We start from the raw sequence: 13,863 nt of genomic DNA, 5'->3' as shown, positions 1-13,863 counted from the left end.
CGCCCTACTCTTGGTACTCATGTCCTTCACGTACGACGACGTCGGCGCCACCCGGCGGGACGGCTTCTGCCCGCCCGGCTTCCACCCCCTGCATGTACGCGCGCGTATCGGTGAGGGCGAAGAGGTCTTCCGCAGAGCCGCCGAGGCGGTCCTGACCTGGGAGATGCACCGCGAGCTGGGCGTCGGCATCGACGCCGACGCGGACCGCGCCGCCCCCGAGGTCGACGTCACCGTGACCCTCGCCGGACTGATCAAGGCCCCGTGCCGCGTGGTCTGGACGGTCGAGGAACCCCGCCGCGCCGGCTGGGCGTACGGCACGCTGACCGGTCACCCGGAGTGCGGCGAGGAGTCCTTCGTCGTGGACCGCACCGGCGACGGCACGGTCTGGCTGACGATCTCCGCGTTCAGCAAGGGCGCCAAGTGGTACGCCCGAGCGGGCGGCCCGGCGACCCGGGGGCTGCAGCACGCGTACGCCCGGCGGTGCGGGGCGGTGTTGCGGCGGCTGTGCGCGCCGCTGGAGAAGATCTGAGCCGACCCACGCACAGCGACCCCAACACCACACCCGCCGCCTCAGCCCCTCAGCACTCCCGCCGCCTCACCTCATCAGCACCCCGGCCTCCTCCACCACGTCCTCCGCCGGCAGCGCCACCAGCCCCAGCTCCGCCCCGGAAGCCAGCAGCCGGTGCGCGGGAAGGATACGGACCGTGTAGCCGTACGGCCCGGTCCGGTCCAGGGACAGCGGGCCCTCGTACACCCACCGTCCCTCCGGATCCGGACCGCCCGCCGCCTTCAGCGGGACGCTCGCGGCGTCGGTGATGCGGTCCTCCCCGTCCACCCGGCCGGAGACCGCCTGCACCTCGACGTCCTCGGGGGCGAGGCCGCCGAGGCCGACGTGCACCCTCAGCCCGAGGGTGGTGCCGAGTTCGGCGGTGGCGGTGGCGGCGGTGGTCTCGACGTGGTCGACGGTCACGCCGTGCCAGGCGGAGCGCAGCCGGGACTTCCACTCCGCCAGTTCACGGGCGGCCTCGGGGGCCATCGTGCGGTGGGCGTGGGCGGCCGGGGCGTAGAGCCGCTCCACGTACTCGCGGACCATGCGGCCGGCCAGCACCTTCGGGCCGAGCAGGGTGAGGGTCTGGCGGACCATCTCGATCCAGCGGTCGGGCAGCCCGCCCTGCCCGCGCTCGTAGAAGCGCGGGGTGACCCGCTGTTCCAGCAGGTCGTAGAGCGCGTCGGCCTCTATGTCGTCGCGGCGGTCGGGATCGGTGCCGACGCCGTCGGCGGTGGGGATCGACCAGCCGAAGTCGGGCTGGAACCACTCGTCCCACCAGCCGTCCAGCACGGAGAGGTTGAGGCAGCCGTTGAGCGCGGCCTTCATCCCGCTGGTCCCGCAGGCCTCCAGCGGCCGGAGCGGGTTGTTCAGCCAGATGTCGCAGCCGGGGTAGAGCTTCTGCGCCATCCCCATGCCGTAGTCCGGCAGGAACACGATCCGGTGCCGCACCCTTGGGTCGTCCGCGAACCGCACCAGCTCCTGCACCAGCCGCTTCCCGCCGTCGTCCGCCGGGTGCGCCTTGCCCGCGACGACGATCTGGATCGGCCGCTCCGGGTGCAGCAGCAGATCCATCAGCCGGTCCCGGTCGCGCAGCATCAGCGTCAGCCGCTTGTACGAGGGGACGCGCCGCGCGAACCCGATGGTGAGGACGTCCGGGTCGAGCACCCCGTCGATCCAGCCCAGCTCGGCGGTACCGGCCCCGCGTTGCCGCCAGGAGGCGCGCAGCCGCTCCCGCACCTCGGTCACCAGCTGCTCGCGCAGGTTCCGCCGCAGCTCCCAGATGTCCTGGTCGGCGATGTCCCCGACCGCGTCCCAGCGCTCCGAGCCGCCGACGGTCATGGCGTCCTCGGTGCGCTGCGCGCCGATCTGCCGGGCGCCCAGCCGGAAGACCTCCGGGGCCACCCAGGTCGGGGCGTGCACCCCGTTGGTGACGGAGGTGATCGGCACCTCCTCGGCGTCGAATCCCGGCCACAGTCCCGAGAACATCTCCCGGCTGACCCTGCCGTGCAGCAGGGAGACGCCGTTGGCGCGCTGGGCGAGGCGCAGGCCCATCACGGCCATGTTGAAGAGGTTGGGTTCGCCTCCCGGGTAGGTCTCCATGCCCAGTTGCAGGACGCGTCCGACGTCGATGCCGGGGAGTTCGGCGTCGGGGCCGAAGTGGTGGGCGACCAGCTCGCGGTCGAAGCGGTCGATACCGGCCGGGACGGGGGTGTGCGTGGTGAAGACGGTCCCGGCCCGGACCGCTTCGAGGGCGGAGTCGAAGTCCAGCCCCTGCGCGCACAGTTCGGCGATCCGCTCCAGGCCGAGGAAGCCGGCGTGCCCCTCGTTGGTGTGGAACACCTCGGGCTCGGGGTGCCCGGTGAGCCGGCAGTACGTCCGCACGGCCCGGACACCCCCTATGCCGAGGAGCATCTCCTGGAGCAGCCGGTGCTCGCTGCCGCCGCCGTACAGCCGGTCGGTCACCCCGCGTTCGCCGAGGGCGTTCTCCTCGACGTCCGAGTCCAGCATCAGCAGCGGGACCCGGCCGACCTGGGCCAGCCAGATCCGGGCGTGCAGCTGCTTGCCGCCGGGCAGGGCGAGGGAGACCTGGGCGGGGGTGCCGTCGGGCTCCTTGAGCAGGGCGACGGGCAGCTCGTTCGGGTCGAGCACCGGATAGTGCTCCTGCTGCCAGCCGTCCCGGGACAGGGACTGGCGGAAGTAGCCGTGCCGGTACAGCAGTCCGACACCGATCAGCGGTACGCCGAGGTCGCTGGCCGCCTTCAGATGGTCGCCGGCGAGGATGCCGAGGCCGCCGGAGTACTGGGGCAGGGCGGCCGTGACACCGAACTCGGGCGAGAAGTAGGCGACGGCGGCGGGCAGTTCGGCCGTCTGGGTCTGGTACCAGCGGGCGCCGGTCACATAGTCGTTCAGATCGTCGGCCGCCGCGGCGAGCCGGCGCAGGAAGCGGCGGTCCTCGGCGAGCTCGGCGAGCCGCTCGGGGCGCAGACTGCCGAGCAGCCGGACGGGGTCACCGCCCGAGGCGGCCCAGCGCTCGGGGTCGACGGACTGGAAGAGATCGCGGGTCTCCGCATGCCAGGACCAGCGCAGATTGCGCGCGAGGTCGCTCAGCGGCCAAAGGGGTTCGGGGAGCACGGGTCGGACGGTGAATCGACGGATCGCCTTCACATTCCACCTCAAGCGGGCGTGAGGAAGAGGACGCACGGCGGTGTGCGTCCGTCGGCAGCTTCGAAGGTATCGGGCACGGGGCCTCCGGAACCACGGCGCCTGCCGGCGGGCACGGTTCTGGCCGCACTCTATGACTCCTGACCCGATTTGGCCGATTCCGCCCCCGTAGGCGCCCTTGTCGTACTTCACACCGCACGACAGGCTGCCAAGTGGCGTACCGGCCCGAGGAGCCGCGCACGCGGTGACCCCGGCTGTCGTACGCCGAGTTGAGGAGGGGGTACAGAGCCATGGCACGGACGCGAACACGGCGTCTGCGCGTGGCGGGGGGCCTGACTGCGGTGACCTGTGCCGCGGCGCTTTCGGCCATCACCCTGCCCGCGCACGCCGTTCCGGAGGGGCGGATACTCGGCGCCGGACAACCCGGTTCCGTCGGCGGAAGTTACCTGGTGACACTCGAGGGGGGAACGAAGGCCCCGTCGGCGGCCGGAAAGGGCATAGCCGAGAAATACGGGGCGAAAATAAGCCACACCTACGGCACGGTGATGAACGGCTACGCGATCAGGGCCGACGAGAGACAGGCCGAGCTGCTCGCGGCCGACCCGCGCGTCGCCTCGGTCGTCCAGGACACCCGGGTGACCCTGGACCACGTCCAGAAGAACCCGCCGTCCTGGGGCCTGGACCGCATCGACCAGCCGAACCTGCCGCTGGACAAGAGCTACACCTGGCCGGACTCCGCGGGGGCGGGCGTCACGGTCTACGTGATCGACACCGGCATCCGGACCGGCCACAAGGACTTCGGCGGCCGGGCGAGCTACGGCTGGGACTTCGTCGGCGGCGACAAGAGCGCGGGCGACGGCAACGGCCACGGCACCCATGTCGCCGGCACGGTCGCCGGCACCAAGTACGGCGTGGCCAAGAAGGCCAAGGTGGTCGCCGTACGCGTCCTCGACAACGCGGGCGCGGGCACCACCGCCCGGGTCATCGCCGGCATCGACTGGGTGACCAGGAACGCGAAGAAGCCCGCGGTCGCCAACCTCAGCCTGGGCGGCTACCGCAACGCCCAGCTGGACGCCGCCGTACGCACCTCCATCGCGTCCGGCGTGACGTACACGATCGCCGCCGGCAACGACGGCCGGCCCGCCTCCCTCTACTCCCCGGCGGGCGTACGGCAGGCGATCACGGTCGGCGCGAGTGACAGGAAGGACGTCAGGGCGGGCTTCTCCAACTACGGCTCGGCCCTCGACCTGTTCGCGCCAGGTGTGTCGGTCACGTCGGCCGCCATCGCGAGCAACACCGCCACCGCCACCTCGTCCGGTACGTCGATGGCGTCGCCGCACGCGGCGGGCGCGGCCGCGCTCTATCTCGCGGACCATCGAAAGGCCACTCCGGCCCAGGTCGGGAAGGCACTTGTCGACATGGCCGGGTCCGGAAAAGTCTCCGGCCGGGGCCTTGGATCTCCGAACAAACTGCTGTGGGTACCGCGCTGACCGGGGCCGACTCCCGCACCGGCCCCGTTCGGCCAGAACGGGGCCGGTCTTGTGTGCAGACATACGCGTGAGTAGTTAACAAAGTGCCGGATTGCCCACCCGAATAGGGTGGGAAGGCTCCTCCGGTACGCCCCTGAGAAAGACCACAGGGACACCACGCAGGACCCACCTCCCCACAGCCATCCGCCCACCCAACGTTGACGCGGACAGGAGCGGTCATGCCCGCCACGCACCACTCGTCAGCACCCCCGACACCGAGCACCGAAGCAGTACCCGTGCGCCCGGTCGACGTCGGTCCGCCGGCCCCGGAGCCACCCTCCGCGGGCGACACCGCCACCGGCATCGGACGCATACCCGTCCTGGACGTCCGCCCGGTCGTCCAGCGCGGACGCAGGCCCGCCAAGGCCGTCGTGGGCGAGACCTTCGAGGTCTCGGCCACCGTCTTCCGCGAGGGGCACGACGCCGTCGCCGCCAACGTCGTCCTGACGGATCCGGAAGGCCGGCCGGGCCCCTGGACGCCGATGCGCGAACTGGCGCCCGGCACCGACCGCTGGGGCGCCACCGTCAGCGCCGACGCGCCCGGCCGCTGGACGTACACCGTTCAGGCCTGGGGCGATCCCGTCACCACCTGGCGGCACCACGCCCGGATCAAGATCCCCGCGGGCATGGACACCGAACTCGTCCTGGAGGAGGGCGCCCGGCTGTACGAACGGGCGGCCGCCGACGTCCCCAAGAAAGGCAAACGGCAGGTCCTGCGCGCCGCCGTCGCCGCCCTGCGCGACGAGACCCGCCCGGCAGCGGCCCGACTGGCCGCCGCGTTGACGCCGGAGGTGGACGCGGTCCTGGCCCGATACCCGTTGCGGGAGCTGGTGACGGCGTCGGAGACGCTGCCGCTGCTGGTGGAGCGGGAGCGGGCCCTGTACGGCTCCTGGTACGAGTTCTTCCCGCGCTCGGAGGGCACACCGCAGCGCCCGCACGGCACGTTCCGCACCGCGGCCCGCCGGCTGCCGGCGATCGCCGCGATGGGCTTCGACGTGGTGTATCTGCCGCCGATCCACCCGATCGGCCACACCTTCCGCAAGGGCCGCAACAACACGCTCTCACCCGGGCCCGAGGACGTCGGGGTGCCCTGGGCGATCGGCTCCCCCGAGGGCGGCCATGACGCGGTCCACCCCGACCTGGGGACGATCGAGGACTTCGACTGGTTCGTGCGGGAAGCCAAGGGCCTGGGCATGGAGATCGCCCTGGACTTCGCGTTGCAGTGCTCCCCGGACCATCCCTGGGTGCAGAAGCATCCGGAGTGGTTCCACCATCGCCCGGACGGCACGATCGCGTACGCGGAGAACCCGCCGAAGAAGTACCAGGACATCTACCCGATCGCCTTCGACGCCGACCTGGACGGTCTGATCGCCGAGACCCTGCGGGTGCTGCGGCACTGGATGGACCACGGGGTGCGGATCTTCCGCGTGGACAATCCGCACACCAAGCCGGTGGTGTTCTGGGAGCGGGTCATCGCGGACATCAACCGCACCGACCCGGACGTGATCTTCCTGGCCGAGGCGTTCACCCGCCCGGCGATGATGCACACCCTGGCGCAGACCGGTTTCCAGCAGTCGTACACGTACTTCACCTGGCGCACCGGCAAGCAGGAGCTGACCGAGTACCTGACCGAGCTGTCCGGCGAGGCGGCCGCCTACATGCGGCCCAACTTCTTCACCAACACCCCGGACATCCTGCACGAGTACCTCCAGCGCGGCGGCCGGCCCGCCTTCGAGGTGCGCGCGGTGCTCGCCGCGACTCTGTCGCCGGCCTGGGGCATCTACAGCGGCTACGAGCTGTGCGAGAACACCCCGCTGCGGGACGGCAGCGAGGAGTACCTCGACTCGGAGAAGTACCAGATCAAACCCCGCGACTGGGAGGCGGCCGACCGCGAGGGCCGCTCCCTGACCCCCCTGATCACCCGGCTCAACACGATCCGGCGCGCGAACCCGGCCCTGCGGCAGCTACGCGATCTCCACTTCCACCAGGCGGACCAGGAAGCGGTGATCGCGTACTCGAAGCGGAGCGGCTCGAACACGGTTCTGGTGGTCGCCAACCTCGACCCCCACCACACCCAGGAGGCCACGGTCTCGTTGGACATGCCGCAACTCGGCCTGGAATGGCACGAGTCGGTGCCGGTGCGCGACGAGCTCACCGGCGAGACCTACTACTGGGGCAGGGCCAATTATGTGCGCCTCGAACCGGGCACCCGGCCCGCGCACATCTTCTCGGTTCTGCGACCGTCCACCCCGCAGATCGGAGGGTCACCCACATAATGATCGTCAACGAGCCCGTCCAGGACACCTTCGAGGACACTCCCGCCAAGGACCGGGATCCCGAGTGGTTCAAGCGCGCCGTCTTCTACGAGGTCCTCGTCCGCTCCTTCCAGGACAGCAACGGCGACGGGGTAGGCGACCTCAAGGGACTGACCGCGAAACTGGACTACCTGCAGTGGCTGGGCGTCGACTGCCTCTGGCTGCCGCCGTTCTTCAAGTCACCCCTCCGGGACGGCGGTTACGACGTCTCGGACTACACCGCGGTCCTCCCCGAGTTCGGCGACCTCGCCGACTTCGTGGAGTTCGTCGACGCCACCCACCAGCGCGGCATGCGCGTGATCATCGACTTCGTCATGAACCACACCAGCGACCAGCACCCGTGGTTCCAGGAGTCCAGGAAGGACCCGGACGGCCCGTACGGCGACTACTACGTCTGGGCCGACGACGACAAGCAGTACCAGGACGCCCGGATCATCTTCGTCGACACCGAGGCGTCCAACTGGACCTTCGACCCGGTGCGCAAGCAGTACTACTGGCACCGCTTCTTCTCCCACCAGCCGGACCTCAACTACGAGAACCCGGCCGTCCAGGAGGAGATCATCTCCGCGCTGCGGTTCTGGCTGGACCTCGGCATCGACGGCTTCCGGCTGGACGCGGTGCCGTACCTCTACCAGCAGGAGGGCACCAACTGCGAGAACCTTCCGGCGACCCACGAGTTCCTCAAGCGGGTCCGGAAGGAGATCGACGCCTCCTATCCGGACACGGTGCTGCTCGCGGAGGCCAACCAGTGGCCCGAGGACGTCGTCGACTACTTCGGCGACTACCGGGCCGGCGGCGACGAATGCCACATGGCCTTCCACTTCCCGGTCATGCCGCGCATCTTCATGGCGGTCAGGAGGGAATCGCGCTATCCGGTCTCGGAAATCCTCGCCAAGACCCCGGCCATCCCGTCGAACTGCCAGTGGGGCATCTTCCTGCGCAACCACGACGAGCTCACGCTCGAAATGGTCACCGACGAGGAACGCGACTACATGTGGGCGGAGTACGCCAAGGACCCCCGCATGCGCGCCAACATCGGTATCCGGCGGCGGCTCGCGCCGCTGCTGGACAACGACCGCAACCAGATCGAGCTGTTCACGGCCCTGCTGCTGTCCCTCCCGGGCTCGCCGATCCTCTACTACGGCGACGAGATCGGCATGGGCGACAACATCTGGCTCGGCGACCGCGACGCGGTACGAACCCCGATGCAGTGGACGCCGGACCGCAACGCGGGCTTCTCGTCGTGTGATCCCGGGCGGTTGTACCTGCCCACGATCATGGACCCGGTGCACGGCTACCAGGTGACGAACGTCGAGGCCTCGATGGCCTCCCCGTCCTCCCTGCTGCACTGGACCCGCCGCATGATCGAGATCCGCAAGCAGAACCACGCCTTCGGCCTGGGGTCCTACACGGAGCTGCCCTCCTCCAATCCGGCGGTGATCGCGTTCCTGCGGGAGTACGAGGACGACCTCGTACTGTGCGTGAACAACTTCTCGCGGTTCGCGCAGCCGACGGAGCTGGACCTCAGCGCGTTCAACGGCCGGCACCCGGTCGAGCTGTTCGGCGGGGTGCGATTCCCGGCCGTCGGGGATCTGCCGTACCTGTTGACTCTCGGCGGGCACGGGTTCTACTGGTTCCGGCTCCGCAAGGAAGCCGCGTAGCGACCGGAAATGCCCGGTAGAACCCCGGGCGGGTCGGTTTCCACCGCCCCGCCCGGGGCACGCATCAGTAACACCCCGCCCACCCGGGGAAAGGACGCGACGCCATGTCGGAAGCCGTCACCCGTACCGCCACGACACATCCTGGCCTCCTTGCGTCACTGGATCCCCTGTTGCGGGAGTGGCTGCCGCGGCAGCGCTGGTTCGCGGGCAAGGGGCGCCCGGTCACCGGGTTCTCCCTGGTGGCGGCCACCGAGCTGCTGCCGCCGACGGCGAAGCAGGGCGTGTACCACCTGCTGGTGCGTGCCCACCAGCCCCTCGCGCTGGGCAGCGCGCCGCATCCCGGTGACTGCTACCAGCTCCTCATAGGCGTGCGCGAGGCGCTGCCGCCCCGGCTGGCGCCCGCGCTGATCGGACACGTCGACGACGGCCCGCTCGCCGGATACACGGCGTACGAGGCCCTGTACGACCCCCGGCCGGCCGAACTGCTCCTGGAGGCCCTGCGTACCCGGGCCCGGATCGGCGGGCTGCGCTTCGAACGCGACCCGCAGCAGGAGATCCGGGACGGTCTCGTGCCCCGGGTGATGACCGCCGAGCAGTCCAACTCGTCGATCGTCTACGGAGATACGTTCATCCTGAAGCTGTTGCGCCGGATCGTGCCCGGCACCAACCCCGACCTTGAACTGCCGCTGGCCCTCGCCCGGGAGGGGTGCCCCCGGGTGCCCGCGCCGACGGGATGGCTGCGGGCGGAGCTGGACGGGGAGTCGTACGTCCTCGGCGTCCTCCAGCCGTTCGTGCAGGGCGCCTCCGACAGCTGGGAACTCGCGCTGCGGGAGCTGGCCAAGGGCGAGGACTTCGGCGCGGAGGCACGGTCGCTGGGGCGGGCCACCGCCGAGGTGCACACCGCGCTGGCCCGCGCGCTGCCCACGGTGACCCTCGGCCACACCCAGCTCCAGCTGCTGGCCGACGGCATGATCGAGCGTCTTGAGGCGGCCGTGCAGGCGGTGCCCGCGCTCCGGCCGTACGCGCCCGGGCTGCACTCCGCGTTCACGGCGCTGGCCGACCTGGCCGCGGAGGGCCGTACCTGGACCGCGCAGCGCATCCACGGCGACCTGCACCTCGGCCAGTGCCTGCGCTCTCCGGCCGGCCAGTGGTCGCTGATCGACTTCGAGGGCGAGCCGTCGAAACCGCTCGCCGAACGCCGGATGCCACAGCCGCCGGCCCGGGACATCGCGGGCATGCTCCGCTCCTTCGATTACGCGGCCCACTCCACCGACCTGCCGGTGCCGGGCTGGGCCGAGGCCTGCCGGGCGGCGTACTGCTCCGGGTACGCGGAGGTCAGCGGCGTCGATCCGCGGACCGACCCGGTGTTGCTGCGCGCCTACGAGACGGACAAGGCGATCTACGAGGTCGTCTACGAGGCCCGCCACCGTCCCGACTGGCTTCCGGTGCCGATGGCCGCCATCGAGGGCTACGTGACATCCGACCTGATCTGACCGACCAGATTTTCGCCCAGGAGGCTCCGCCAGTGACCCCCCGCACACCGTCCAGCGGTTCGGATCCGAAGAAGACGGCTGCGCAAGCCGCGAAGAGTGTGAAGAAGGCCGCGGAGAAGGCGACCGCGCCCAAGAAAGCGGTGAAGAAGGCGGCGGCGAAGAAGACCACCGCCGAGAAGACGGTGACGAAGAAGACCACGGCGAAGAAGACGGCCCCGGCCGCCAAGAAGGCCACGACGAAGAAGGCCGGCGCGAAAAGGGCCACCGCGAAGAAGGCCACGACCAACAAGGCCACCGCGAAGAAGGTCACCGCGCCGATTCCCGCTCCGCGGCAGGAGGCACCCGTCGTGGTCTCCCCCGCCGTGGACGCCGGTGACCGCGAGCGTCTGCTGGCCGGCACCCACCACGCCCCGCACTCGGTGCTCGGCGCCCACCCGGTGCCCGGCGGGGTCGCCTTCCGCGCGTTCCGGCCGTACGCGCTGTCCGTCACGGTCGTCGCCGGGGAGCTGCGGGCCGAACTGCACGACGACGGGGACGGCTTCTTCTCGGGCCTGCTGCCGCTGCCCGAGGTCCCGGCGTACCGACTGCTCGTGGCGTACGAGGGGACGGTCCAGGACACCGAGGACGCGTACCGTTTCCTGCCCGCGCTGGGCGATCTCGACCTGCACCTGATCGGCGAGGGCCGGCACGAGCAGCTGTGGACGGCGCTCGGCGCCGAGCCGATGACCCACCAGGGCGTGACCGGCACCCGCTTCACGGTGTGGGCGCCGAACGCGCGGGGCGTGCGCGTGGCCGGCACCTTCAACTTCTGGGACCCGACCGCGTATCCGATGCGTTCACTCGGCGGCACCGGCGTGTGGGAGCTGTTCCTGCCCGGCATCGGCGAGGGCGAGCTGTACAAGTTCGAGCTCACCCGGCCGGACGGCTCCAGGACCCTGCGCGCCGACCCGCTGGCCCGCCGCACGGAGGTCCCGCCGAACACCTCGTCCATCGTGACCTCCTCGCACCACGAGTGGCACGACGAGGAGTGGCTGGCGAAACGCACGGACACGCACGCGCACGAGGCGCCGTTCTCGGTCTACGAGGTCCATCTGCCGTCCTGGCGCCCCGGACTGACCTACCGCGAACTGGCCGAGCAACTGCCCGCGTACGTCAAGGATCTGGGCTTCACCCACGTCGAGCTGATGCCGGTCGCCGAGCACCCCTTCGGCGGCTCCTGGGGCTACCAGGTCACCGGCTTCTACGCCCCGACCGCCCGCCTCGGCACCCCCGACGACTTCAAGTACCTGGTCGACGCGCTGCACCAGGCCGGCATCGGCGTACTGATGGACTGGGTGCCGGCGCACTTCCCGCGCGACGACTGGGCACTGGCCGAGTTCGACGGCCGTCCCCTCTACGAGCACGAGGACCCGCTCCGGTCCGCCCACCCCGACTGGGGCACCCTGGAGTTCGACTACGGCCGCACCGAGGTGCGCAACTTCCTGGTCGCCAACGCCGTGTACTGGTGCGAGGAGTTCCACATCGACGGCCTGCGCGTGGACGCGGTCGCCTCGATGCTCTACCTCGACTACTCCCGCGAGCCGGGCCAGTGGACGCCCAACGAGCACGGCGGCCGGGAGAACCTGGACGCGGTGGCCTTCCTCCAGGAGATGAACGCCACGGTGTACCGGCGGGTGCCGGGGGTCGTGACGATCGCGGAGGAGTCCACGGCCTGGGACGGAGTGACCCGCCCGACCGACACCGGCGGCCTGGGCTTCGGGCTGAAGTGGAACATGGGCTGGATGCACGACTCGCTTGACTACGTGAGCCACGACCCGATCCACCGCAAGTACCACCACGGCGAGATGACCTTCTCCATGGTCTACGCCTACAGCGAGAACTACGTCCTGCCCATCTCCCACGACGAGGTCGTCCACGGCAAGCGGTCCCTGGTCTCGAAGATGCCCGGCGACTGGTGGCAGCAGCGCGCCAACCACCGCGCCTACCTCGGGTTCATGTGGTCCCACCCCGGCAAGCAACTCCTCTTCATGGGCCAGGAGTTCGCGCAGGGCGCCGAGTGGTCCGAGGCGCACGGCCCGGACTGGTGGCTCCTGGACCCCGCGTACGGGGCGGAGCCGGACCACCGGGGCGTGCGGGACCTGGTCCGGGACCTCAACATCGTCTACCGGCACACCCCGGCGCTGTGGCAGCGCGACACCGACCCCTCCGGTTTCCAGTGGGTGGTCGGCGACGCGGCCGAGGACAACGTCTTCGCGTTCCTGCGGTACGACGCCGAGGGCAACCCGTTGCTCGCGATCTCCAACTTCTCGCCGGTGGTCCGCCACGACTACCGCCTCGGCGTTCCGGACGAGATCCCGGCCTGGCACGAGTCCCTCAACACGGACGCGGCGAAGTACGGCGGCAGCGACGTCACCAACCCGGACGTCATCAAGCCGGAGCCGCAGCCGTGGCACGGCCGGGCGGCCAGCATCCGGCTGACGCTGCCGCCGATGGCCACGGTGTGGCTGCGGCCGGCCTAGGGCCTGTCCGGCGGATCAGGTCGCAGGAAATCGGCGGTGCCTGATCGACGCAGGTGAGCGGGGCGTGGTGCGTCGAGCTGCAAGGCGGAGGAGGGCGTCGATGCGATGGGGGTCCCCCCGCTCGAGCGAAGTCGAGAGTGGGGGAATCGGCAACCGACGACAACGCCGCAGATCGGCGTGCCACGCCCCGCGTCTGCGGCATGATCCGCCGGACAGGCCCTAGCGGTCGTCAGTCGGCTGCCGTCCCGACGGCAGCCGACAGTGCCACCGGATGTCCGGTACGCAGCGACTCGTAGGCGGCCAGCACGATCCGGAGGGTGCGCAGGCCCGACTCGCCGTCGGGGGACGGCCGCCGTCCGGTGCGTGCGGCGTCGAGGAACTCGTCGAGCATCGCGGCGTCCAGATCGGCCCCGCCCGCCTCCCAGCGGTCGCGGCCGGTGGCGGAGTCGAAGCCGCCGAGCAGCGGGGGGAAGGCGTCGAACTCCACGATCGCCTTCTCGCCGACGCAGGTCATGGCGAGCCCGCCCCAGGTCGGGTGGTCGGGCGGATGGCTCCAGCTGGCGTCCACGGCGGCGACCACCCCGCCGGGGTAGCGGATGGTGACCAGGCCCGCGGTCTCGACGTCCGGTGCGGGGCCTCCGTCGTCCAGGACGCTGTTCGCCTGGGCGTACACCTCCGCCGCCTGCTCGCCGTCCAGCAGCGCGTCCACGAGGTCGGCGAGGTGGACGGTGTGGTCGGCCAGCGCTCCGCCGCCCGCCAGTTCCGGGTCGGCGAACCAGGGGCGCGAGCGGGCCGGGTTCGAGCCGTTGTTGGCTCCGTGGACGCTGATCAGCCCGCCGAGCAGGCCGTCGGCCAGCGCGCGGCGCAGGGCGACGAAGGCCGGGCTGAACCGTACGGGATAGGCGGTCATCAGCCCGACCCCGGCGCGTGCGCAGGCGTCGATCATGGCCCGTGCGTCCGCCTCCGTCGTCGCGAGGGGCTTCTCGCACAGCACGTGCGCCCCGGCCGCGGCGGCCCGCTCGACCAGGTGCCGGTGGCGGGCGTTCTCGCTGGTGACCACCACGGCGTCGGGGCTCAGGGCGAACACCTCGTCCCAGGTGTCGACGTAGGCCGCGCCCAGTCGTTCGGCGAGGTC

General features: G+C 70.9%; 8 protein-coding genes. 6 read left to right on the top strand and 2 right to left on the bottom strand.

Annotated features, from left to right (window positions below; translation table 11 throughout):
• Positions 1-19 precede the first annotated feature (19 nt).
• The gene (locus QFZ76_RS34840) at positions 20-529 is read left to right on the top strand and encodes a DUF1990 family protein (protein WP_307677406.1); all 510 of its coding nucleotides are present in this window, start codon (positions 20-22) and stop codon (positions 527-529) included.
• Positions 530-595: 66 nt separating this feature from the next.
• Here the strand turns inward: QFZ76_RS34840 and QFZ76_RS34835 are convergent, their stop codons facing one another.
• The gene (locus tag QFZ76_RS34835) at positions 596-3,214 is read right to left on the bottom strand and encodes a glycosyltransferase family 1 protein (protein WP_307677405.1); all 2,619 of its coding nucleotides are present in this window, start codon (positions 3,212-3,214) and stop codon (positions 596-598) included.
• A 287-nt stretch (positions 3,215-3,501) separates the two neighbouring features.
• On the opposite strand from QFZ76_RS34835, the gene QFZ76_RS34830 reads away from it, so the two are divergent.
• From QFZ76_RS34830 to glgB, 5 genes are all read left to right on the top strand, one after another.
• Positions 3,502-4,701, top strand: a complete 1,200-nt coding sequence (locus QFZ76_RS34830) for a S8 family peptidase (RefSeq protein ID WP_307677404.1) — start codon at positions 3,502-3,504, stop codon at positions 4,699-4,701.
• Positions 4,702-4,919: 218 nt separating this feature from the next.
• On the top strand, positions 4,920-7,016 hold the full coding sequence (locus QFZ76_RS34825; protein ID WP_307677403.1) for an alpha-1,4-glucan--maltose-1-phosphate maltosyltransferase: 2,097 nt from the start codon (positions 4,920-4,922) through the stop codon (positions 7,014-7,016).
• On the top strand, positions 7,016-8,716 hold the full coding sequence (gene treS / locus QFZ76_RS34820; RefSeq protein WP_307677402.1) for a maltose alpha-D-glucosyltransferase: 1,701 nt from the start codon (positions 7,016-7,018) through the stop codon (positions 8,714-8,716). Before QFZ76_RS34825 ends, treS begins: the two co-directional genes overlap by 1 nt.
• Before the next feature lie 104 nt (positions 8,717-8,820).
• Complete coding sequence (locus tag QFZ76_RS34815) at positions 8,821-10,209, top strand: maltokinase (protein WP_307677401.1); 1,389 nt, start codon at positions 8,821-8,823, stop codon at positions 10,207-10,209.
• Between the two features lie 8 nt (positions 10,210-10,217).
• Positions 10,218-12,728: a 1,4-alpha-glucan branching enzyme gene (gene glgB / locus QFZ76_RS34810; protein ID WP_373464555.1), complete on the top strand. Its 2,511-nt coding sequence runs from the start codon at positions 10,218-10,220 to the stop codon at positions 12,726-12,728.
• A gap of 229 nt (positions 12,729-12,957) precedes the next feature.
• Here glgB and QFZ76_RS34805 read toward each other — a convergent pair whose 3' ends face one another.
• Positions 12,958-13,848, bottom strand: coding sequence for a Gfo/Idh/MocA family protein (locus QFZ76_RS34805; RefSeq protein ID WP_307680219.1), 891 nt, complete (start codon positions 13,846-13,848; stop codon positions 12,958-12,960).
• Between the last annotated feature and the right edge of the window lie 15 nt (positions 13,849-13,863).

It is taken from the genome of Streptomyces sp. V4I2 (genome assembly GCF_030817655.1).
Lineage (GTDB): Bacteria > Actinomycetota > Actinomycetes > Streptomycetales > Streptomycetaceae > Streptomyces > Streptomyces plumbiresistens.
Note: the sequence above shows the minus strand (reverse complement) of the source record. Positions and strands in the feature narration are given on the sequence as shown.